Origin of the sequence: Raoultibacter timonensis (assembly GCF_900240215.1) — a bacterium.
Classification (GTDB): Bacteria; Actinomycetota; Coriobacteriia; order Coriobacteriales; family Eggerthellaceae; genus Raoultibacter; species Raoultibacter timonensis.
On sequence record NZ_LT964679.1, the window covers coordinates 1,686,292 to 1,709,662 of the forward strand.

The 23,371-nt window shown below is 62.6% G+C and carries 18 protein-coding genes; 3 read left to right on the forward strand and 15 right to left on the reverse strand.

Going from position 1 to position 23,371, the window contains the following annotated elements:
• On the reverse strand, window positions 1-211 hold a 211-nt coding region (locus C1722_RS16940), incomplete at its 3' end, for a hypothetical protein (protein ID WP_102378687.1).
• A 346-nt stretch (window positions 212-557) separates the two neighbouring features.
• On the opposite strand from C1722_RS16940, the gene C1722_RS07535 reads away from it, so the two are divergent.
• Entirely contained in the window at window positions 558-1,148 is a 591-nt protein-coding gene (locus C1722_RS07535) for a hypothetical protein (RefSeq protein WP_102378688.1), read from the forward strand.
• Between the two features lie 96 nt (window positions 1,149-1,244).
• Here C1722_RS07535 and C1722_RS07540 read toward each other — a convergent pair whose 3' ends face one another.
• A complete protein-coding gene (locus C1722_RS07540) occupies window positions 1,245-2,936 on the reverse strand; it encodes an MFS transporter (protein ID WP_102378689.1) in 1,692 nt (563 codons plus the stop codon).
• A gap of 815 nt (window positions 2,937-3,751) precedes the next feature.
• Here C1722_RS07540 and C1722_RS07545 point away from each other — a divergent pair.
• On the forward strand, window positions 3,752-5,689 hold the full coding sequence (locus C1722_RS07545) for a LuxR C-terminal-related transcriptional regulator (RefSeq protein WP_244902480.1): 1,938 nt from the start codon (window positions 3,752-3,754) through the stop codon (window positions 5,687-5,689).
• Window positions 5,690-5,799: 110 nt separating this feature from the next.
• Here C1722_RS07545 and C1722_RS07550 read toward each other — a convergent pair whose 3' ends face one another.
• Together C1722_RS07550 and C1722_RS07555 are read right to left on the reverse strand one after the other, a co-directional pair.
• On the reverse strand, window positions 5,800-6,132 hold the full coding sequence (locus tag C1722_RS07550; protein WP_102378690.1) for a hypothetical protein: 333 nt from the start codon (window positions 6,130-6,132) through the stop codon (window positions 5,800-5,802).
• A 3-nt stretch (window positions 6,133-6,135) separates the two neighbouring features.
• Window positions 6,136-7,410 (reverse strand): MFS transporter, encoded by a 1,275-nt coding sequence (locus C1722_RS07555; RefSeq protein WP_146040620.1) that lies wholly within the window; start codon window positions 7,408-7,410, stop codon window positions 6,136-6,138.
• Between the two features lie 342 nt (window positions 7,411-7,752).
• On the opposite strand from C1722_RS07555, the gene C1722_RS07560 reads away from it, so the two are divergent.
• Window positions 7,753-8,613, forward strand: coding sequence for an arylamine N-acetyltransferase family protein (locus C1722_RS07560; RefSeq protein WP_180995081.1), 861 nt, complete (start codon window positions 7,753-7,755; stop codon window positions 8,611-8,613).
• Window positions 8,614-8,675: 62 nt separating this feature from the next.
• Here the strand turns inward: C1722_RS07560 and C1722_RS07565 are convergent, their stop codons facing one another.
• The 11 genes from C1722_RS07565 to C1722_RS07615 form a co-directional block, all read right to left on the reverse strand.
• Window positions 8,676-9,002, reverse strand: a complete 327-nt coding sequence (locus C1722_RS07565; RefSeq protein ID WP_244902481.1) for an ATP-binding cassette domain-containing protein — start codon at window positions 9,000-9,002, stop codon at window positions 8,676-8,678.
• Window positions 9,003-9,154: 152 nt separating this feature from the next.
• Window positions 9,155-10,447, reverse strand: coding sequence for an ABC transporter permease subunit (locus tag C1722_RS07570; protein ID WP_244902482.1), 1,293 nt, complete (start codon window positions 10,445-10,447; stop codon window positions 9,155-9,157).
• Complete coding sequence (locus tag C1722_RS07575; protein WP_342352760.1) at window positions 10,374-11,306, reverse strand: ABC transporter permease; 933 nt, start codon at window positions 11,304-11,306, stop codon at window positions 10,374-10,376. The genes C1722_RS07570 and C1722_RS07575 overlap by 74 nt, the downstream gene beginning before the upstream one ends.
• Before the next feature lie 22 nt (window positions 11,307-11,328).
• Window positions 11,329-12,981, reverse strand: a complete 1,653-nt coding sequence (locus C1722_RS07580; RefSeq protein WP_102378695.1) for an ABC transporter substrate-binding protein — start codon at window positions 12,979-12,981, stop codon at window positions 11,329-11,331.
• Window positions 12,982-13,509: 528 nt separating this feature from the next.
• Window positions 13,510-15,642: an NAD-dependent DNA ligase LigA gene (gene ligA, locus C1722_RS07585; RefSeq protein WP_102379577.1), complete on the reverse strand. Its 2,133-nt coding sequence runs from the start codon at window positions 15,640-15,642 to the stop codon at window positions 13,510-13,512.
• Window positions 15,643-15,879: 237 nt separating this feature from the next.
• The gene (locus C1722_RS07590; protein WP_102378696.1) at window positions 15,880-16,401 is read right to left on the reverse strand and encodes an HdeD family acid-resistance protein; all 522 of its coding nucleotides are present in this window, start codon (window positions 16,399-16,401) and stop codon (window positions 15,880-15,882) included.
• 227 nt (window positions 16,402-16,628) lie between these two features.
• Window positions 16,629-17,510, reverse strand: a complete 882-nt coding sequence (locus tag C1722_RS07595; protein WP_102378697.1) for an NAD(P)H-hydrate dehydratase — start codon at window positions 17,508-17,510, stop codon at window positions 16,629-16,631.
• Entirely contained in the window at window positions 17,488-18,180 is a 693-nt protein-coding gene (acpS, locus tag C1722_RS07600) for a holo-ACP synthase (protein WP_102378698.1), read from the reverse strand. The genes C1722_RS07595 and acpS overlap by 23 nt, the downstream gene beginning before the upstream one ends.
• Window positions 18,181-18,188: 8 nt before the next feature.
• Window positions 18,189-20,012 carry a glutamine--fructose-6-phosphate transaminase (isomerizing) gene (glmS, locus tag C1722_RS07605; RefSeq protein ID WP_102378699.1) on the reverse strand — a complete coding sequence of 608 codons (1,824 nt, stop codon included), beginning with the start codon at window positions 20,010-20,012 and terminating at the stop codon, window positions 18,189-18,191.
• Between the two features lie 180 nt (window positions 20,013-20,192).
• The gene (locus C1722_RS07610) at window positions 20,193-20,825 is read right to left on the reverse strand and encodes a TetR/AcrR family transcriptional regulator (protein WP_244412002.1); all 633 of its coding nucleotides are present in this window, start codon (window positions 20,823-20,825) and stop codon (window positions 20,193-20,195) included.
• A gap of 43 nt (window positions 20,826-20,868) precedes the next feature.
• A complete protein-coding gene (locus tag C1722_RS07615; RefSeq protein WP_102378700.1) occupies window positions 20,869-23,370 on the reverse strand; it encodes a YhgE/Pip domain-containing protein in 2,502 nt (833 codons plus the stop codon).
• Window position 23,371 lies beyond the last annotated feature (1 nt).

Sequence of the window (23,371 nt, forward strand, 5' to 3'; positions counted from 1 at the left end):
CTCCGGGCGCTTTCGGTGCGCCGGGAGCCCCGGGTGCGCTCGGCGCCGCGTTCGGCAGCGGTTTCGTACCATCGAGGTACGGCGTGAAATCGCATTTGCAGAAGGGGCAGCTCTTAAGCGTGACGCCACCCATCGACTGGATGGTCTTGCCGCATTCGGGGCACTTGTTCACGCCGGAGCCGGCGCTTGCATCTGCTGGTCTGAAGCACATAGAAAACCTCTCTCTCGCTTGCTCGGTCGCATGCAGCCGCACAGGGCGGCGGCCTGAGACCTTCGATGTTGTCGCTCGCCCGCACGATTGCGTTTAGGGAAGCGGGCGGGTTAAAAAGAAGCTGGCGATTCACAGCTTACGGACCGCACGGGTTGCCGCATCGAATCACGAGGACGTTTTTATCGCCCGATCCATCGGCCCCATGGGTTGATTTTCCTCGACCTTTGAGGTTGGTGTCTTTCGTCGTGCCTGGTAGATCGTTAATTCACATAAGCGCTTGCCCTGCCGTTGCGAGCCCGATGCGCTATAATCCCGCCAACGTCAAACCGCATTCTCAGGGGGTTCGGTGAAGAACAACAAAGCGTATATGCCCGTTGACGCACTTGCACGTCACAATGATTTCGACGTGTGGTACGCCGATGGCGATTTATTCTTAAGGATCAAAGGGGCATGGCAGAGCGAGCGCGATAGCGTGTCCGTTTTCGGACGCATGGGCGGCGAGATGGGCGCGATAAAGCCCGACGCCAAGGCGCTTACGTACTATCTGAAGCTGGAGCGCTGGGAGTACGTCTTTCATACGCGCCGCATATTCCAAGACTACTACGTGAACGGGATGCGCTGGCAGATCGGCGGCACGCTCAGCGAGCCGCCGCTTTTTTTCATAAACGAGGACAACCAGGAAAAAGACGTGCATGTACGCGTTGTCCCATTCAAGGGCCACGGCGATTGCTTCGAAATACGGGCAAAAGACGTGGCAAAGCTGCGCATAGCCGTCGCGACCGTGATCGCAATGGGCATCAAGGAAGAATACCGAGGCCTGAGCGAGGGCGTCGAAGATCCGAGAGCGTCCAAGCTCGCGAAAGCGAAACGATGGCTTACCGCAGGCAAGGGGAAAACCTACGAGCAGCTGCTTGCCGAAGACGCTGTCCGACCATAAACCGTCGTTCCCGATCGCGCCAACCGAGCCGCGCGCAGAAGAGCCCCCGATCGTCGGGGGCTCTTCTGCGCTTGCGTGCGGCTTAAGGCGCGAATGCTATGCGCGCAGTTTCTTGTTCTTAGCGAGCTGCTTTCCGCCGAAGACGAAAAAGTACGCGAACGGCAACAACAGGCCGATTGCCATCAGAGGCAATGCATAGGGCTGCTTCGACCAATTGTCGACGACGAGCGGACAGACGATGCACAGCACCGCCAGGATGGCCACGATGACGAGCATCGCGATAAACCGTACGTTTCCATCGCTCTCGGAAGCGCCGAGCTTCTCTTCCTCGGCTGCAAGCTGATCCATCGATTTGCCGGCCGTCTCCGTTACGAACAGCACCGTGCAGACGAAGCCGAGCGCGAACGGGATGATGAGCACGAGCACGACGGTGCTCCAGTTGGTCGTGCCTGCCGCCGTCTGGAAGAACGCCATGCCCGCGATGCCGCCGAGCACGATCGACGAGGCAGAGCCGCCGAAACGGGCGAACGCCTGACACCACGACGTGCCGGTGTTGCGGATAGCCGTCGGATAGCTTTCGGGCATGAGCGGCTGAACGGCCGTGATGGCGTAGTTCAGCGCGAAGCCGAACAGCAGCATGAGCGCGATGCAGAGCATCATGTTGTTCGGGGCGACGAAGATGGAGCACAGGATGATGGCCACGATGCAGAACAGCCACGAGAACGCGAGGTTGCGCTTGCGGCCCACTTTGTCAGACACGAAGCCGACCACGATGTTCGATGCGATAGCCGCCACGTTATTCCAGGTCTGGAGAGCGACGCTGTCCGTCGCCGAGTAGCCGAGGCCCACGAACCACGTGGGAATCCAGGCGTTCATACCGTATACGCAGAACTGCCCGACGAAGTACGCGGCCCAGATGGCACATGTCGCTACGATGAACTTGCTTGAGAACAGAACCGCCGGACCGGTCTTTGCGGGCTTGGGCGGTACGATGAGCAGGTTGGGATCGTAGGTATGCGAAGTGTGGCGCGTGGCTTGCTCGATCTGCGTGAGACGCTCGCACGCCTTTGCCTTGTTACCGGAGTTGGCGTACCAGTGGGGCGTTTCGTGCATCGTGAAGATGAGGACGATGCCGTAGATGAGCGGAATGCCGCCGATCAGGTAGCACAGACGCCAGTTCGCGAACATGGTTGCCGTGCCGCCGTCTGCGGTCATGTAGGTAACCTGATTCGTGAACTCGCCGAGCAGCGGCGTCGTAGCGTTGCAGATGGGGTTCGCGATAAGCCCCGCGAGCACCCAGCCGACGACCATGAACGCCATGCCGAACGTCACGAACACGCCGCGCTGCTTGGAGGGCATGCTTTCGGAAAACACCGTCGTTACCACGGGGATGCACGAGCCGACGCCGAATCCGGCGATCAGACGGAATGCGGCGAAGAACGCAAGGTCGTTCGCGAACGCCTGCGGCAGCGTGAACAAGCCGTAGAACATAACGGCCGCGATGAGCGTCTTTTTGCGGCCGAGCTTGTCAGACATGATGCCGCCCACGGCACCGCCGATAACCATACCGAGCAGGCCCCACGTGGTGAGCGAACCCATGAGAGCGCCGGGGTTCGCGTTGTCGGGCCAAAACGTGTGGGCCACGAACAGGTTGGTCGAGTTGACGATCATGAAATCGTATCCGTCGAAAATCATAGCGAACGCCAGAAGCACGAAGACGATCCATGTGTGTGAGCTGATGCCAATAGAGTCAATGACCTCGGAGATCGTAAACTCTTTTTTATCCATCAGTTCCTCCCCTCAATGTGAATTCGTTATGGTGAGCGCTTGCCGCCAAACGGGCAAGGGCCTCCCTTCGGTTTGAAATCCCTATTAAGCGCAATGGCAAGACCGAGTCCCGCGCACGGTAACGGGAAATTACGGACGCCTCAGTATTTCGCGAACCATCGAACCGAAATAACGGATGCTTCCGTAGTTTCGATCGCCGCCGAAACGGCTCTCGCAACCCGCAACATCGCGCATCGCCCAGAAGAAACGACTGCGCGCGTCCTCCTTCCACGATTCTTGTCTGTCAGGCCTCGTCGTTCTTTCGCGCGCCTGAAAAGGCAATCGATCCGCGGCGAAAGAATCAGCACATCGAAGGGTACGGAACACAGATTAGGCGGTCATCGTCTCATGGGGACGCTTTAGAGCCCCATCATCGGCCCCAGGGATCGATTTATGAAAGCTGCGCCAAAACAGCTGGGCAAAGGCGGTCGGTCGCGGCGAAAAAAAAACGGTACCGAGACCCGGGAAGCAAAACAACGACGCCCTATGCCGAGAAGCGGTAAAAATGCGTTTTCGCAGGAAAACCCATCGGCCCGAGAGGTTGATTTTCATCGATCTCACAGCAGGATGATCATTGTTTTTCCTGATGATAGGCTTATTTGTTGGTTTATCGTTATTTGAATAGGGAGGGGGTTCCGTCTATGATGACCACCAATGGTTTATGGGCAATCGAAACAACACGCAAGCAGGCTCGAAGCGCAAAGGACCGAACGCCAACCGAGCAGCGCTGAGCGATCACATGACCGCGTCAATTGGGGAAAAGCGAGGTTTCATTCATGGCCATTACGTTTCCGCGAATCAGTATCACGGTAGATGACGATCGGGGCACGGGAACGCAAGGCGAGCTGAACATCCTCGCACTTGGGTTCGGCATCCACCAAGCTTGGATCTACACCGCGATGTTCGGTACGACGACCATCTTCCATGCACCCCAAGCCCTCGGCTCCTACGCAGAATCGTCCATATCGCTCGTCTTCCTCATCTCCATCGTGGTGTTCGGACTATCGCTTCTGTTCGCCGCGGCAACCGACCAGAAGCTGCTGAAGTTCTATACCGCGAAGCGCGCCATCATCGGTGCGGCTGCGTTCACCGCCATCGGCACGTTCGCCGTGTTCGCCGTCAACGTGCCGGGGGTGCTCGGCTTTGCGGCTACGCTATTCGCAGGGGTATCGACCGGCATCGGATCGGCGCTGCTGCTGCTGTTCTGGGGTATCGCATTCTCGCGGCACGGCGCTGCGACCATCGTCATGAACACCGCCGTGGCCATCGTGATCGCCATCGCCCTCTACTCGTGCGTGCTCCACATCATCCCGCCGCCGTTCTCAGGCATCCTCACCGGCTGCCTGCCGTTGCTCGAGCTTCCCCTCCTGTGGCGGCTTACCCCGGTCAGTTACGCAGTGCGCCACGCAATTCCCATCTTCAACCCCCTGCCCGTTCGCAAAATGCCGTTTTCGATCAGGCTCGCGCTCCCAACGCTTTTGTTCGGGTTCGCCCTTGGGGCGCTGCGCTCCATATCCACGCAGATCATCCTGCCGTCATCCGATCTGACCACACAGCTGCTCGCCCTGTTCGCCGGAGGTGCGGCAACCGTGCTGCTGCTCGTCACCTCGTTCTGCCTCGACAAGCGCAGCCATTGGGATTTCCTGTTTCGCCCGCTCATCCCGTTCATCGCAGTCACGCTGTTCTTCCTGCCCACGCTCTCGCTGGGAAGCTCGGTGCTCGAACCGCTCGTGCTCTTAACCGGCTACATGTGCTTCGAAGCGCTCATGTGGGTTTTCTTCGGCGAGATGTCGCAGGAGTTCCGCCTCTCCCCCATCTTCGTGTTCGGCATCGGGCGGGGCTGCTTGGCGCTCGGCTCGCTTGCCGGGTCGCTTTCCGTTGCCGATCCCTCGATCCTGTCCTCCCTCACACCGTTCGGCGAAGCGGGGGGTGCCGTGCTCATCATGTTCGTCATGGTGATGGCCTACGCGCTCCTGCCGCGCGTGCGCGACATCAAGCGCATCGTCATCCAGCCGGAACCGGAAGGCTATCCCGCCATCGCCTCGTTCAACCGCCAGGCCGAGCTCGCTGCAAAGGGGCCACACGGGGCGGGCGCTTCGCCGGACGATGCCGATCCTGCGCCGACCGCAAGCGACGCGCGCCCGAACGCCGCATTGCCAGGCGCGAGGGATGCGGTGTCAAGCGACACCGTTCGGCACGTCCCGCCCGCACCTCTCAAGGCTTCGGGGCGCATGTACCGCGACCAGGCTCTTTCGCAAGGGAGCTTACAACAGGCGGAAGCGCCCGCCACGGCGCCGCGCAGCACCCATGACGGGTTCGGGCCGCCAGCGCCCGCGCGAGCGGGAATCGGGAATGCGGGAGCGCACGAAGCCGCAAAGCCGGACGTCTCGGTGCGGATGGCTGCGGGGGATGCCGACAACGCCCGCAAAAGCGGACGCTTCAGAGCGCAGTGCGAGACGATCGCCGATCGGTACCTGCTCTCACGGCGCGAAACGGAAGTGATGTTCTTGCTGGCCAAGGGCTACAACGCCGCCTACATCCAAGACAAGCTCTGCATATCGAAGAGCACGGCGAAAACCCATATCGGGCACATCTATCGCAAACTCAACATACACAACCAGCAGGAGCTGCTCCTCATGGTCGAGGAAACGGCCGACGAGACGGCCCGCCCGGATCCGCTGCGAGGATCGTTCGGCCAGAACCGGCACCCGTAGCGAACGCGAATCGGGCGTTGGACGCAGCCAAGCAGCAGGCGTGCGCCCAGCGCCTTCGCAGGCACCCGATCGCAAGCGTGCAAAGCCGAATGCCCGGATACCGCCCGAGCCTACAAGCGCTCGTAAGCCCGGATGTCCTCTTTCGTAATCGCGTGCTTCGCGCAGAGCTCGTCGATGCGCCGCCCGCTTTTCGCGTAATCGGCACTCGCGGATCCGGCGAACACCGCCAGAACCACGGCTGTCAAAAACAGAGCAGCCGCCGTCACCATGTTTCCCGCCGGAATGACCCCCATCGATTCGAGCAAGGGCTTGCCTGCGATAACCACGATGACCACCATGACCGCGAACGCGCACTTGACGATGTCGGCCCGCCGCTTCCCCCTGAGGGAGCCGATCTCTTCGAGCGCTGCGCTTTTCCGGGCGCTCCGCTTTCCGCCGCCCATGGCTTAAGCACCGTCGGCTTCGACGCTGCGCCTACGCTCGTCGAGCATGCGCATATCTTTGTTCCAGAGCTTCGAGAACGGCAGCACGTCGAACGCCGCCACAAGCGAAAGAGCCCCCATGACCGCAAACACCGCAAGGCGGTTATCGGCGCCGCCCACCGCCGCTTGGATCACGATGTTCAAAAGAGAACCGAACATGATGGCGAAGTTCGCGAGAGAGAGGTTGAGCGGATAGCTCTTCGCCCCGAAACGCTGGCGGGCGAACGCCGAAGCGACCACAGGCACACCGCCGTAGCAGAACCCGCAGCAGAACGCTCCCACTACGTACAGAGCCGCGACACCCGTCGTGAACGCGCCGATGATGCACGCACAAGCCGCAACGGCGATGAAGCCGTCGACGAGCATGGTAACCTTCACGTTGGTTTTATCGTAAATGAGCCCGATGACGACGCGGGCAAGGCCGTTGCAGGTCGATACGAGACCGACGAGCAGCGTGGCGAACCCGGCGTCGAGTCCGACCGCCTGCGCATCCGAGGCGCAGTTGCCGATGGTGGCAAGCCCGATGGCGATCACGATGATGGCCCAGATCCAGTACACGTAGAACGTCGGGGTTTTGAGCGCCGCGTCCTGCTCGCCCGGATCGAAACCGGTACCGGTGGCCTTTTCGGGGGCCATGCGCGAAACGATATCGGCGGGCGGACGCCTAAGCAGCAGCGCGAGCGCGACTACCACGACGCACGTAACAACGCCGATGGCAGCGAACACGCTGCTTAGGCCGAATGTCGGAACGAGGTTCACCGACAAGGTTCCCAGGATAAGAGAACCCAGGCCGAACCCCATCATGAGCACGCCCGATGAGAATCCCACCTTGTCGGGAAACCAGATGTTCGTCGTTGCAACGATGCAGTTGTACCCCACGCCCACGCCGAGTCCGCCGAGCACCCCGTAGCATGCGTACACGACCGCGATGTTTCCGTTTCCGAAAAGCCCCGTTCCGGCGAACCCGCAGAGGAACAGCAGGGCCGATACGAACAGGGCGCCCCTCGTACCCACCGATTTCTCGATTTGCGATCCGGCGATCGCACCGAAGCAGAACGTAATCATCATGATGTTGAACGTGAGGCCCACGGCGGCCTTGTCGAGCCCGAATGCGGCGCTCATGGGCGCTGAGAACATGGAAAACGCGTAGATCAACCCGAGAAACAAAAGCGCGGCGGTCGACAGGGCAAGGTAGAGCAGCCGCCTGCTCTTGATGTACTCGGTAGTCGTGTCTGGCATGAAAACCCCCTTCTCGCCGAACAGCCGATCCACGAGCCTGCGATCGGCTCGCAACGCCGTACGGTCCTCGATATGCAACGGATGCACCAAGTCTAACGAGCACGCGCGGGCCCGCCTCGAACCCTGCGTACTAGGCCGAGCCGATTTTTATCGCCACGCCGGTATGACCTCCGCGCGCGCCTGTCCGGGAAAACCGACCGTCACCGCTGATGATGGCCCAGAATGGCTCTGCTGGGGCGATGCGGCCGCCGATCCTGCGCCCTAGAATCGGTGCAGTGAAACCGACGGCGAACGCCGTGCTCGAACAGCCTGGGCACGAAAGCCGCAAGCAAGGAGGATGCCGTGTTCGAAGAGCTCTACGAGCCGCTGCCCGACCCCGCGCGCTACTGGAACCGCCTGGGAATCGATCGTTGCGGGCTTTCGCCCGATCGGGAAGGCCTCGATCGCATCGTCTACGCCCACCAATGCGCCATCCCGTTCGAGAACCTCGATGCGTGCGACTACCGAACGCCGATCTCGCTCGGCATCGGCGACCTGTTCGAAAAGATCGTCCTCGGCAGACGAGGCGGCTACTGCTTCGAACTCAATGCGCTGTTCACCGCGCTGCTCGCCGATGCGGGCTTCGCCGTTGCGCCGTGTTTTGCCCGCAGCCTCAAGGACAGGGGATACATCCAACCCGTCGCCCACCGCGGCACCATCGTCGCTGTCGGGGAAGAGCGGGTGTTCTGCGACGTCGGATACGGCGGCCCCATGCCCGCCTGCGCTCTACCGCTCGAGGACGGCGCCGAAATCTCGTCGTGCGGGCAGACTTTCCGCATCGAGCGCATGGAAAGCCCGTGGTGGCGCATCCTTTACTGCGGGCGCGCATCCTCGGATGGGGCGGCCGCAAGCGGTTCGTCGGCCGAGCCGAAGCGCGAGCCCGTGCTCGCCTTCATGGACGCAGTGCAGCACGAAGTGGATTTCGTCGCCCTCTCGCTGTACTGCTCGACGCACCCCAACTCCATCTTCACGCAGCAGCGCATGATCAATCGGAGAACCGGGGAAGGCAGCGTGTCTGTCACCGCCGACCGATTCGTGCGAACGGGGCGAGGCGTCAAAGAGCAGCGGATCATCGGTTCGGAAGACGAGTTCCATGCGCTGCTCGAACAGCACTTCGGCATCGTTGCACCGAGAAAAGCCCGATGGATCACCACCGCGCAATAAGGCCTGCCGGCATCAGGCACCGCCCGCATCGATAGAGCTGCGGATAGCGGAGCCGCTTGCGCCTACAATTCGACGATATCCGTCGCGATGCGCTCGGTGAGCGCCGGGGAGTGGGACACGAACACGAGGCCCACCTCGCGCCGTTCGACCTCATCCATGAGGAAGCGCCATATCTGCGCCTGCGTCAGCGCATCGAGCATCGTCGACATCTCGTCGGCGATTACGAACCGGGGCTCTGCCGCAAGCGCTCGCGCGATGCAGAAACGCTGCAGCTCCCCCCCGGAAAGCTCATGGGGAAAGCGGTCCATCCACTCGTCCCTGATGCCGAGACCGTCCACGAGCGCCCGATCGACCGGTCCGGCTTCGGCGAGCGTGCGCCCGAGGCGCATGCGCGGATNGCCGCCGCATGGCGCGCCGCTTCGTGCGCCGCCACATCGAGCGGCTCGCATGCCGAAACGCTCGCTGTCCCCTGCCCGATCGCCTTGTCCGATTCCGCCATCGTCACCGTTTTCCCTTCGTACTCGCCAGCCATAGCCAACCCTCAATCCTGCGAGCTGTGCGGATCGATGAGCCTGCGCAGATTCGAACCCGCCGCATCGAAGAGCAGCACGGTTGCGATGAGGGCGAGTCCGGGAAACACCGCAAGCCACCACATGCCAGCCGAAAGATAGCCCATCGATTCGCTCAGGATCACACCGATGGCGGGCTGCTCGGGCGGCAGGCCGAAGCCCAGAAACGTAATGGCGGCCTCGTGCAGGATCGCATGGGGAAACAGAAGGATGAGGCCCACGATGAACTGAGGCAGCACATAGGGAAGCATGTGATGCACGGCGATGCTCGTGCGGCTCTTTCCGAGCTTGCGCGCCACCTCGATGAACGTCGATTCCCTGCATTGGAGGATCTCGGCGCGCACCACGCGGGCGAGGCTCGGCCAATGGGTGAGCGCGACGCCGATGGTCACACCCCAAAAGCCCTTGCCGATCGCAAACGATATGAGGATGAGCAGCACGATGTGCGGCACGCCCATCATAAGGTCGATGAGCCAGGTAACGGCAGCATCGACCTTCTTGCCTCCCAGCGCCGCCGCCGCGCCGAGCGCCAGCGCGATAACCGACGAAGCCCCGGCGGCAAGCAACCNCACCTCGAATCCATGCTCGGGAAGCGCGTGCCACAGCGCCCTGCTGAAGGGGTGCGCGAGCGTGTCGGGCGAGGCGAAATTGGCAACCGCCGTCTCCTCGACCACCGTTCCGTCTTTGAACACGGCCACGCGATCGGCGACGGAGAGCGCCAACTCGATGTCGTGCGTTATGAGCAGAACCCCGCCCCCCTGGTCGGCGAAAGCCCTGAAGTCGTCGAGCGCCGCGACCGCCAGATCAAGATCGAGGCCAGGGGTCGGCTCGTCGGCAACGATGAGCTTCGGATTCTCGATGAGCGCGCACGTCAGCAATACGCGACGGGCCATACCGCCCGAAAGTTCGAACGGGTAGAGATCGCAAACGGCGTCGTCGAGGCCGTATCGGGCGAAGAGCCGGTTCCGCTCGGCCTCGCGTGCCTCGGTATCTCCGGTGAACCCGCATACCTGTCGGCCGACCTTCATGAGCGGATCGAGGTGGTTGACGCTTTGGGGAACAAGCGAGATGCCGTTGCCGCGCAGCGCGGCAAGCGATTCGGCATCCTGCAGTACGCCGTCGAACCAGATGCGCCCGCTCACGGAAGCATTCGGCTCGTACAGGCCGAGGATTGCATCGGCGAGAAGCGTCTTACCCGATCCCGACGCGCCCACCACCGCAACGATCTCCCCCACGTGAACCGATATGCTCAAACGCTCGATCACGTGCGATTCGACCTTCTCCGCTCCAAAAAAGGAACGGGCGCCCGGATCGTACATCGAGAACGAAACCGTAAGATCCTCCACCTGCAAAAGATGATGCCCGTCTGCATGATGCGAGGTGGCGGCATGGGAGTGGCCATGATGGACGTGGGCCGCCGCATGGCGCGCCGCTTCGTGCGCCGCCACATCGAGCNAAGTACTCGCTGCCCATCACGTCGATCGTTTTCTCGCGCGTATGGAGCGCGATGTTGGCAACGCCGACCACCGAGAGCGTCAGCGCGGGGAGCACCAGATGGTGCAGTGCGTCGGCAAGAGTCACATCGGCAGCCGATACCCCGATGGGCACCGAGAATCCGAACGGAAACCACCCGAGCCACACCGAGAACACGATGAGGAACACCAGCCCGAGCCAGAACGTCGGCGTCGATGCCAAAAGAAAGCAGTACCCTTTGACGATCCGGTCGACCAACCTGCCCCGATACACTCCGGCCACCACGCCGAGCGCGAACCCGAGCACGCCCGACACCACCCAGGCAACCGCCATGAGAGCCGCTGAATTGACGAACCGCGTTGCTATCACATCGGCCACGGGCGCATTGTAGCGAAGCGAGGTGCCCATGTCCCCCTGGAAAAAACCTCCGATCCAATTCGCGTAGCGCTCCCACAAGGGCGTGTTGACGCCCCAGTACTCTGCGAGCTGGGCGCGCTTCGCCTCGCTCATGTTGATGTAGGCGGCCTGGCCTACGTTCGCCTGCACCGGATCGATGGGCGATATGCTCACGAGAACGAACGTGACCATGCTCACCGCGATGATGAGCAGCACGAACTTCGCTATATGCTTAAGGATGAACCGGGGCATCATGCATATCGGGCGGTCGGAAGGACTACGCCCAACTCCATTCGTCGATATTGTTCACGAGCGACCACCCGTGCCCGTGCGGATGCGGCTTCTGGTCGGCAACGTGCAGGCCTTCGCGTTTGAAATACAGGTGATCCACATCGGCGAGCCACACCCACGTGGCCGCACCCTGCGGAGCTATGCCCTCGTTGCCGTCCCATTGGGCCTTCTGCCAGAATTCGTAGGAATCCGCAATGTCGGGTTGGGCGAGCGCCTCGTCAAGGTACCCATCGACCGTCTCGCTCTCATAGCTTGCATAATTGCCCCACCCGCTCGAGTAGTTGAGCTCGTAGACCTCGGTCGGCGAGTTCGATCCCCAGCCCCAGAGGATGGGACTCGAGAACTGGTTGGGATACAGATCGTCCCAACTGCCTCCTTTGATCGACACCTCAATCCCTATCTCCTTCATCTGGTTGGCGAATTCCGCCGCCAATGCCTGGCGCACCGAATCGTTCGAAGCATACCACACGTCGAACGCCGCCCTCGTACCGTCTTTCTCAAGGATACCATCCGAAGCGGCAACCCACCCCGCATCGGCTAACAGGCTCTTTGCTTTTTCCCGGTCGGTAGCGATCTTCATGTCATCGGAAGACCAGGGCATGTTGTCGGAAACGCTGTATGCGGGCGTACCGTAGCCGTTGAGCACGTTTTTGATCATCGCATCGCGATCGACCGCATAGTTGATGGCGCGCCTGATGGCCAGATCGCTCGTTACCGCATTGCCCGCAGCGTATTCGGTGCCGCCGTCTTCCTTCGTCGCACCGGGCTCGATCGTCGGAAGCGATATGCCGCGGCTGTCGACCGTCTTGCACGCGAGCAGCTCGTAGCCGGCAATGGCCTGTTCGCTGTACGTAGCGGAGGTGAAGGCGATGTCGACCTGACCCGAATTCACGGCAGCGAGCGCTGCGTCCTCCTCCATGAACACGACGACCACGCGCTTCATCTTCGGCGCATCGCCGTAGTAACCAGGGTTCGCCGTGAGGATAACCTGCTGACCCTTATCCCACTGCTCGAGCATGTAGCGGCCGCTGCCGATCGGATTGCTGCCGTAACCCTCGCCGTACGCATGCGCAGGAACGATGCCCACAACCGCAAGCGTATAAAGCAGCGCATTGAAGGGCTTGTTGAGGTGGAGCTCGACCGTCGTGTCGTCGAGCGCAACGGCATCGTCGACCATGCTCAGATCCGCCTCGGCTGCATCGGCAGTGCGGATGCCGTTGATGGTGAAAGCGACGTCTTCGGCCGTCAGCGGCTCGCCGTCGCTGAATTCGACATCGTCGCGAACCTTGAACGTCCACGTAAGGCCGTCGTCGCTGATCTCGTAGGACGTAGCAAGGTCGTTCACGAACTCCATCTCGGTATTCGTGGTGATGAGCGTGCTTTGGATGAGCGGTTCGTGAACGTGCTCGCCGCAGCCCCAGGACACGAACGGATCGAAGCCCGCCGCGGGCTCGCTGCCGGTATTCATCGCCACGATCACCTGATCGGCTGCAGCCGCGTCGGTTGCCTGGCCGCCCTGCGAATCCGCTGTCGGCACGCCGTCGTTCGATGCGCATGCCGAAAGAACCCCGCCCAATGCCGTGCCCGCCGCTGCGATACCCGCCAGTTTAACGAACGTGCGACGCGTGTAAACCGCCATATCCCATCCTCCGTTCAAACGCTGACGAGTGCAATCGCCCTCTGCGCGATTCGCCTTTCATCAGCATAGTGTTACGAATTACTGTTGCGTAACACAGAATACCAGAGAATGGATCCTTTGGTGTTACGAATTTTAAAACCGTAACTTTTTCAGGCGAACGGCGTCGCCCGGACAGGAGCGGTTCCGACCGGACACTGCACGCTGGTTGACGAGATGCAGTCGCAGGCCACCGCTCGTTCAGCCGTTCAGCCCGAAGCGTGGAGCCGGAAGTGCGATTCCCCGCCGCGATCTCACCGCCGCGCACGCGTTATGCCGTTTTTTTTGGCAGAATAACGAAGCTATTCGTCATCGCCCAGAACGGTCTTCTGCAGCCCGTTTATCGCCGATTCGCTGAACTGGGTCGATGCGAAGTCCGAGAAACGGGTCTGCGACTTGCGGCGTCTTGCGGCCTGCGCGAGGCCTTCGAGCGACGAATAACTTCGTTATTCTGCCACCTCGAGGCGCTCTGGCGCATTCGAAGCCCGCCCGCTATGCCGATGGGGGAACCTCGCCCGTCTCGATAACGGCAAGCAGATCGTCTTCGGTGAGTACGGGCACCCCGAGCGATACGGCCTTGTCGTATTTCGACCCCGCCGCTTCCCCGGCAACCACGTAGCTCGTCTTCTTCGACACGCTGCCCGACACCTTCGCCCCGCGTGCCTTGAGGGCGGCACCCGCCTCATCGCGCGTCATACCGCTTTTCACGAGGCTGCCGGTGAGCACGAACGTGAGGCCGGCGAGCGTCTGGGGCAATTCCTCGCCTGCAACGGCATGCTCCTCGAGGTTCACGCCCGCCTTGCGCAAGCGCTCGATCACCGCCAGGTTGTCGGGTGTGCGCAGAAACGTCCAGATGCTCTTCGCTATGACGGGGCCGACTCCGTCGATGGCCGCCAGGTCCTCCTCGTTCGCCTGCTCGAGCGCATCGATCGTCGGATACGCGCCCACGATGAACTCGGCTGTGGTCTTTCCGACATGGCGTATGCCGAGACCGAACAGCACGCGGGCGAAGCTGCGTGATTTACTCGCCTCGATGGCCGCCACGAGCTTCGCCGCCACGGTCGATCCGAGCCTGATGGGCTCGCCGTCCTTGTTCACCCTGCCCATGTCGAGGAGTGCTAGCTCGACCTCGTCGAGGCTGTAGTAATCGGCAACGTCGGTGATGCGGCCGCTCTCTATCAACCGCGAGATGATCTCCTCGCCCATGCCCTCGATGTCCATGGCCCCGCGGCTCGCCCAATGGCGCAGGCGTTCGAGCGATTGCGCGGGACAGTCGATGGAGATGCAGCGGTACGCCGCCTCCCCCTCTTCGCGCACGAGCGGGGAGCCGCAGCTCGGGCACACGGTGGGCATCTCCCAGGGTTCGGCCCCCTCGGGGCGCAGGCTCAGCACGGGGCCGAGCACCTCGGGGATCACATCGCCCGCCTTCCGCACGATCACCGTATCGCCGATGCGCACGTCCTTGCGATGCACCTCGTCGATGTTGTGAAGCGTCGCGCGCGCCACCGTGGAGCCGGCGACCACTACGGCCTCGAGTTCGGCGACCGGCGTACAGGCACCGGTGCGACCAACCTGCACGGTGATATCGCGCAGAAGCGTGGTCTTTTCCTCGGGCGGGAACTTGTAGGCGATAGCCCAGCGGGGAGCGCGGGCGGTATAGCCCATCGATTCCTGCATGGCGAACGAATCGACCTTCACCACCACGCCGTCGATCTCGTAGGGCAGCTCTTCACGCCGCTTGAGCGCGGTCTCGCAGAACGAGTGGACCTCCTCGGCGCTCTCGCAGCGCTTGACATCGGGGTTCACGTGGAAGCCCGCTTCGCGCAGCCATGCGAGCAGCTCCCATTGCCCCGTTGCGGCAAGCTTGCCCTCGTCGGCGACTGCGTACATGAACGTCGAGAGGTCGCGTCCGGCCGTGACCTTCGCATCCTTCTGGCGGAGGCTCCCCGCGGCGGCGTTGCGCGGGTTGGCGAACGCGCTCTTGCCGTTCGCGACGGCCGCCGCGTTGAGGGAATCGAAGCTCGATTTCGGCATGTACACCTCGCCGCGCAGCTCGATCGCCGCTTCCGCATCGACGAGGCCGGCCATGGCGGCTTCGCGCAGGCGCAAAGGAACGTCGCGCACGGTGCGCATATTCACCGTCACATCCTCGCCCGTCGTGCCGTCGCCGCGCGTAGCCGCGCGGACGAGCACGCCGTCGTCGTAGGTGAGCGCGATGGACGACCCGTCTATCTTGAGCTCGCACACCACCGGCACCATACGCCCGAACGCCTCCACCACACGCTCGAGCCATGCGTCGAGCTCGTCTAAATCCATTGCATTGTCGAGCGAATACATACGCCGCTCGTGGGTAACGGGAGCGAATTGCTCGCCCACGTAGCCGCCGACGCGCTGGGTTGGCGACGAGGGGTCGATGAAGTCGGGATGGGCCGCTTCGAGCTCGCGCAGCTCGCGCATGAGCGAGTCGAAGGCGGCATCGGATATCTCAGGGGCATCCTTCGCGTAATACAGATAGGTATGATGTTCGATCTCGCGCCTCAACGCATCGATACGATCCTTCGCATCGGCCGCAGCCTGTTCGGGATCGTCGGATTCGAACAGCTTATCGGTATTCGGGTCTGCCATAGCGCCTTCGCCTTCGCTCTCGTCGGTTTCGGAACACGGGTCGGCGACGCGCATGGATGCACGCGCGCCGCAACGGCCTCGGGCACTTATTGTAGGCCAAAGCGTCGGGTTCGCCAGCAAAAAGCACCGGCCGAAAACAAGAAGTCACAATACCGATGGAAGGGGAAGGACGGCCCGCAGAAAGGCGATGCGGGCACCGTTCGGAAACACGGCGACACCCGCACCGAACACGTCTAGCTACGCGATCGTGCGCGAAGACGCTCCGTAGATCGCGAGAGACACGCCGCGCATGATCACGAACACCGCCATGTAGATGACGAAGCTCGCGGGGAACACGAAGAACAGCACGCCGCACAGAGCGCCGATGATGCCGGAAAACAGCATCCAGCCCCACAGGCTCGAACCCGTGCCCTTGATTTTAAACGATCCGACGATCTCGAACACGCCGAATATGATGAAGAACAGCCCGATGAGCCAGGGGATGACAGCCGCAAGCGCAAGCGGATGGATAAGAAACATCAAGCCTACGACGATGTCGAGGATGGCATAGGCGAGCGCCCAGCCCGACATGTTCGCCACCTTCCTGAAGCGGATGTAGGAAACGATGTCGAAAATACCCGAAACGAGGAACGCCGCGCCCGCGAACACCGTCATCGTAACCAGCGTCAAACCCGGGGCGAACACGAAGAACATTCCGCATAAAACGAGCAGTATGCCCGCAACGACCAATCCCCAGTCCCGTTTTTTCGTTGTCTCCATAGCGCAGCTCCTTCGTTTGTCGTTGTCCGCGCGGCAACGGAGCAGGGCCTGCCTCGGCCGACCGCAAACCGCCGCCACCGATAAGAGTATTGCCTTTTTCGGGCCGCCGAAAAAGCGAGAACCGCATTTCGTGAAGAAGCGGTTACGCGGCCGCCACCTCAGCGAAAACCATACGCGCAGCTCTCAGGGAACGAAAGGCGGCCGAGGGTGCTTCCGATGCCCGCACGTCAGCGGGAAGCGCCATCGCGAAAACCCATCGCAGCGATTGCGCGCGGCACGTAGTCGAGCACGTCCTCCGGCGTCACCGAAACCGATGTCAGATCATCGGAAGCGAAGCGGGCGGCGTGCGCATGGAGCGTTGCCGCGAGCACGCAGGCATCGACGGGAGCAAGCGCCTGGGCCAAAAGCGATCCGATCATCCCCGCAAGCACATCCCCTGTCCCGGCTTTCGCAAGGGCGGGCGTGCCCTCGTCCATGCACACCTCGGCCTCGCCGTCCGAGATCCAGGTAACGGGGCCTTTCAGAACCACGACGATACCGTACGCAAGCGAAAGCGACCGCGCGAGAGAACGGGCGTCGTCGGTCGGCAAGCCGAGCAGTTTCGCCAAGCGAGCCGCCTCGCCGCCATGGGGCGTAGCGACGGTCGGCAAGCCGCAGACGAACCGCTCCCTGCATCGTTTGCGACCCTCATCGGTCGCAAGGGCCGCGAGCGCTCCCCCATCGACGAGCACAGGGGCATCGGCAGTATCGAGCGCGCGAAACAGCAGGCGTTTCGACCGCTCGTCGCCAGGATCGAACCCCGAGCCCACCGCGCAGGCGCCCGGACGCGCCGGCGAAGCGGTGAGCGGTTCGCCGGCGAGCCAGGTTTCATCGCTTCTCACCACGAGCGAGGGGCGAAACGACTGCACGATCGGAAGCGCCGAAGGATCGGTTACCACCTCGGTGTAGCCGGCTCCCATGCGCTGCGCCGCTAACGCAGCCAAGCACGCCGCCCCGGGATACGCTGCGCTGCCCGCAACGAGCACGAGATGCCCGCGCGAGTACTTGTTCGCCTCGCGATCGGGATACGGGAGCAGCCCGCGCAGCCTATGGGATTCGTACGGATTCATCGGATACGGTACCGTCTGCCGGCGGTTCGCCGGATGCAGGGTCGCCCGACGCGGAATCGCCCGGCGTCGGCTGTTCGGCGGCAGCTCCGCCGGACGAGAGCCCATCGGCCGCAGGTTCGGGCTTCGCATCCATCTCGTCGAGCATCGCGCGCGCCTCTTTGAACTGTTTGGCGAGCTCCTCCATCGGATCGACGCGCTTCTCGGCCGCCTTCACCGATTCGGCGGTTATCGCCATGGCGCACGCGACGGCTTCGGTATGGGTGTACGAAAGCGAAAGCGGCAGCTCCACGACGCCCAGATCCGCTGCGACCTCCTTGGCGCGGCCATGCAGCGCGACCGTGGGCTTTCCCTTCGCGTTGCGCACGACCTCGACATCCCGGGCGCCGATGCCTTCGGAAAAGCCGGTGCCGAGCGCCTTCAGAACCGCCTCTTTGGCGGCGAAGCGCATGGCGTAGTGGATCTCGGGCACGCCCTTGCCGTCACAATAGGCCTGCTCTTCCTCCGAGAACACCTTCTTCCTGAAGCTCGGGGTGCGCGCGAGTATCTTCTTCATGCGCTCGATCTCGACGATGTCGACGCCGAGGCCGACCTCCTCGAGCGTCCGCAGCCTTCGCCCCGGCGCAGCTTCAGCGCCGCGTGCCGCCCCCACCGTCTCGTCTCCTGCCGCCATGCGCACCCCTACTCGACCGTTACCGACTTTGCGAGATTGCGCGGCTGATCGACATCGCACCCGCGGGCAACCGCGATGGCGCGTGCGAACAGCTGCAAGGGCACGCTCGCGGTAATCGGCGAGAAGCAATCGCGCACTTTCGGGATGTAGATCACGTAATCGGCATGCTTTTCGATCTCGGTGTCCCCCTCGGTCGCGATCGCCACGATCAGCGCTCCGCGCGCGCGGCTCTCCTGGAGGTTCGAGATCGTCTTCTCGTAGGTCGGGCTCTGGGTGGCTACGGCGACAACGGGAAAGCCGTCGTCGATAAGGGCGATCGGACCGTGCTTCATCTCCCCCGCCGGATAGGATTCGGCATGAAGGTAGCTGATCTCCTTGAGCTTCAAGGCTCCTTCGGCGCAGATGGCCGCACCGAGACCGCGACCGATGAACAGCGACGAGCAGGCGTCCTTGCACGCAAGCGCCGCCTTATCGATGGCGGCCGTATCCGAGAGGATCGTTTCGATCTGTTCGGCGGTATCGGCGAGCTCCTTGAACAAAAGCTTGATCTGGCTCGTCGTCAGCTTGCCCTTGCTCTGCGCAAGCAGCATGGCCAAAAGCGTAAGGCTCACAACCTGGCCGAGGAACGATTTGGTGGACGCGACGGCGATTTCCTTGTTCGCCTTGGTGTAGATCACGCCGTCGCTTTCACGGGCGACGGGGCTGCCGACCACGTTGGTGATGCCGAACACTTTGGCGCCCCGCACGCGCGCATCGCGGATGGCCGCAAGCGTATCGGCCGTTTCGCCCGACTGGGACACGGCGACCACGAGCGTCGTGGGCGTGATGATGGGGTTGCGGTAGCGAAACTCGCTTGCCACCTCGACTTCGGTGGGAATGCGCGCCCAGCCCTCGATGAGCTGCTTGGCCACGAGTCCCGCATGGTAGCTCGTGCCGCAGGCGATCACGTAGATACGGTCGATCAGGTTGAGCTCGTCATGGCTCAAATCGAGTTCGTCGATCGTGAGCATACCGCCCGCCATCCGTCCGGCAAGCGTATCGCGCACAACGCGCGGCTGCTCGTGTATCTCCTTCAGCATGAAGTCGGGATAGCCACCTTTCTCCGCCAGGTCGACGTCCCAATCGATATGGGTGACTTCCGGCTCGAAACGCTCGCCCGGCTCTTTGAAGTACTCGATCGAGTCGGCCGTGAGCTTGGCGAACTGATGGTCGCCGAGAATGACCACGTCGCGCGTTGCGTCGATGAGCGCGATGATGTCGGAGGCGACGTACGAACCGTGCTCGCCCCTGCCGATGACGATAGGAGAATCCTTGCGCGTGGCGATGATCGTGCCAGGTTCGTCGGCCGCAACGGCGGCGAGGCCGTAAGCGCCGATCACGCGCTGCGTGGCAGCATGAACGGCATGAAGCAGGTCGCCCTCGTAGGCGTCCTCGACGAGGTGGGCGAGCACCTCGGTATCGGTTTCGCTCGTGAACACGTGGCCCTTCGCCATAAGCGATTCGCGCAGCTCGGCGAAGTTCTCGATGATGCCGTTGTGGACGACGGCTATGCGACCGTCGCACGAGGTGTGGGGATGGGCGTTCTTTTCGCTCGGACGCCCGTGGGTGGCCCAGCGGGTGTGCCCGATACCGCACGTGCCCGGCATGCTCCTGTCGGCAACCTTGTCGGCCAGCTCCCCGACTTTGCCCACGCAATGCACGACTTCGAGCTCGCCATCGTTCTCGATGGCGACGCCCGCCGAATCGTACCCGCGGTACTCGAGGCGCTTCAGGCCTTCGATGAGGATATCCTTGACGGGCTCGATGCCCGTGTATCCGACAATTCCGCACATAGGCGCAAACTCCCTTACGTCGAACGCAGCCGCCGAGCGGCTGCCTGAACCGAGGGCCGCCACCGGCCCGCATTGATGCCGAATATTGTAGCGCAGGAGGCGCGCAGGCGCTCTAGCCTCGCCCAATCAACAAAATCACGTTGCCCGGACGTTTCGAACGCAGCGGATCGGAGGTGCCCCTCATTCGGGACATACGTTTGCATGGCGCACGAAATCGATGATGTTGTCGATGAAGTCTCGTTCACTGACATCGGTTTTCTCGTCGATGTAGTAGAGCGACGTCGTGAGCACCATGCCCACGAGGGCGACCGCTTCGAAATCGACGTCGATCTCGGGACGGATGAGGCCTCCGTCCTTCGCGCGCTGCAACTGCTCCCTGATGAGGCCGAGCAGGCGCTCCTCGTTCTCGCGCATGGAGCCCGACCACACGCGCCCTTCGCGCCATAGCTCGGATACGAAAAAGCGCCCGAACTCCTTGTTCTCGAATATCTTCACGGCAAAGCGCTCGATCATGCCGATCAGGGCAGACGGCCCGCTGTCAGCCGCCTCGGCAATCGCGACGAACTCGTCGGCAAGCTCGCCGATCCCGTCGTCGAGAATGCTCGACGCCATCTCGGCCTTGCTCTTGAAATGGTAGTACGCCAGGCCCTTCGATACGCCCGCCTCCTCGACGATCTCGTCGACGGTGGCGCCCGTGTAGCCCTTGCGCCCGATCACCTTCACGGCCGCATCGAGCAGCAAGGCGCGCGTCGCCCGCGCCTTGCCGCCCTTCTCCCCCCGCTGTGAAACCGCCGCTTTTATCATCCCAACCATCTCGCCATCCTATCCGAGCGCATCTCGACCCGAAGCAACTGCCCTATCCGAGCTGGAGCACCGGATGCAGATCCTCCATACGAACGGTGCGTTTCCGATATGCTACCACGCTCGTCAGGGCAAAGCACACCGCACCGATCGCAAACAGCACGAAGCAATCGAAGGCTACGATGCCGTAATCGAGTCCGGTCATGATCTGCCGCATGCCGGACACCACGTACGTCATCGGCATGTACGGATTGATCGCCTGGAAGAACGGCGGCGTCGTCTGGATGGGGAACGTGCCGGCGCACGCCGTCAGCTGCAGCATGAGCAGGATGATGGCGACGAACTTGCCGGGGAACCCGAACGTTGCCATGAGGAACTGCATGATGGCTGCGAACACGATCGCCGTAAGGTAGCCCATAGCGTAGAAAGCGGGGACGTTGTCGATCTGCAGCTGCAAGCCGAACTGAAGCACCACCATCAAAAGCGTCGCCTGGATGATCGCGAATACGGCCATCGGCATGAAGTTCGCGAACGCCACCATGACGGGATTGCCGCCTGAGAGGATAAGGCGCTGGTTGAGCGGCTTGAACACGAAGCCCGCAACGAGGCCGCCGACCCACAGGCCGAGCGCCATGAAGTAGGGGGCGAACCCGGTGCCGTAGTTCTTCACGGTCGTGTAGTACTCGCTTGCAAGCTCGACGGGGTCGGACATGGCATCGGCTTTGGCTGTGACGTTCGTCGTCTGGCCGGCCGCCGTTTCGGCTCCCTCGGCAAGTTTTTCGGAAAGCTCGCCCGAACCGTCAACGGCGTCGGCAAGACCGTCGGTCAGCGTCGCCGAGCCCCCCTCGAGCTGCGAAGCGCCCGAAGCGATCTGCGACGAACCGTCCTTGGCCGACTGCGCCCCCGCAGCAAGCTGCGAAGCGCCCCCGCTCAGCTGGTCGGCCCCCGACGCCGCCGACGAAACCCCCTCGTTGACTTGACTGGCTCCCGAAGCGACCTGCGACGCACCCGATACCAGCGAGGACATGTTGGCATCGACTTCGCTCGCGCCGGAGTCGAGCCTCTTGATGCCGCCCACCAGCGCGGGAGCGGAGGCTGCGAGCGCCGAAGTGCCATCGGAGAGCTTCTCGAGCTGGGGTTGGCTGCTCTCGATGCCGCTGCGGGCCGCCGACAACCCGCCCTTGACCCCGGCCAAACCCTGTTGCAAGGCCGATCCGTCGCCCGTTTGCGACGCGATGGACTGCGCGGCGGCGATGGCGCCGGGGTTGCTCGGGTCGGTACTCGTAAGCTTTTGCTGCAAGGTAGCCGCCCCGACGGCGAGATCCGACGCAGAATCGGTAGCATTCGCTATGCCGGTCAGGTATTGCTCCGCTATCGCAGCCTTTTCGGCATCGCTCGAAGCGCCCGCCATCGCCGAGAGGGCATCGTTCGCCTTCGCATTCAATCCGTTTACCCCACCGCCGATCCGGGCGACCCCCGCCGATGCGTCCTGCAGGCCCGATGCCAAACTCGATGCGCCCGCAGACACCTGGCTCAGACCGCCGGAAACGAGGTTCACGCCGCCGATGAGCTCCTGGTTCGATTGGGAGTCATCGGCGCCGATGGCGGCAGAAAGCCCGTTCATGCTTGCAACGATCTGCTGTACTCCCTCGTTGAGCTGCGCTGCCTGCCCGGGCAGTCCGGCGGTCTGCTGCGCCAGCTGGCTCGCCCCCTCGGCAACGGCCGACGTGCCTTCGTTTTTCAATTTCGATGCGCCCGAGACCACCGAACCGGCACCGCTTTCAAGCTTGCTGGTGCCCGATTTGAGTTGGTCGGCGCCCGCTTGGAGCGTGCCGATGCCGCTTTCGAGAGCATCCGCCCCGCTCGCCAGCGTGGCAAGCCCGCCATCGAGGGAAAGGGCGCCGTCTTTGAGGGTACCGAGGTTCGTCGTGATGGTCGAGCTGCCGTCCTGCGCCGTAACCAGGCCGTCTTTGAGGGCGCCTGCCCCGTCGGCGGCGGTCTTGATGTCCTTGCCCGAATCGGCCACGCGATCGAGCACCGTCGTCCAGTATTCGTTGGCCACCGTATCGCTCACGCGCTGGCGAACCTCCTTCCAAACCGACTCGCCGATCTGGGAGGCCAGCATGTTCTCGCTCTGGTTGTACTCGATCTTGAGCTGCGCACGGCGCGGCGAATCGCCGTCGACCGAGGCGACGCTTTCGGAAAAGTCGGCGGGAATCGTACACACCATGAAGTAGGTACCGTCCTCGAGGCCCTTCTGCGCCTCTTCAGCCGACACGAAGTTCCACTGCAGCCCGTCGTCGGTGCCCTTAAGCTCGTCGACCACATCGTTTCCGAGCGTTCGGTTCTCCCCCGCGATCACCGCGCCCGCGTCCTCGTTCACCACGGCAACGGGCACCGTGTTAAGCCGCGCATAGGGGTCCTGGAACGCCGCCAAGTACAGCGCGCCGTACAGCAGCGGCATGATGGCGATAGCGGCGATGACCACCCACATCACCTTCGATGCCGTGATGTTCTTCCATTCGAGTCCGGCGAATCGCAATCCTTTGAACGCCATG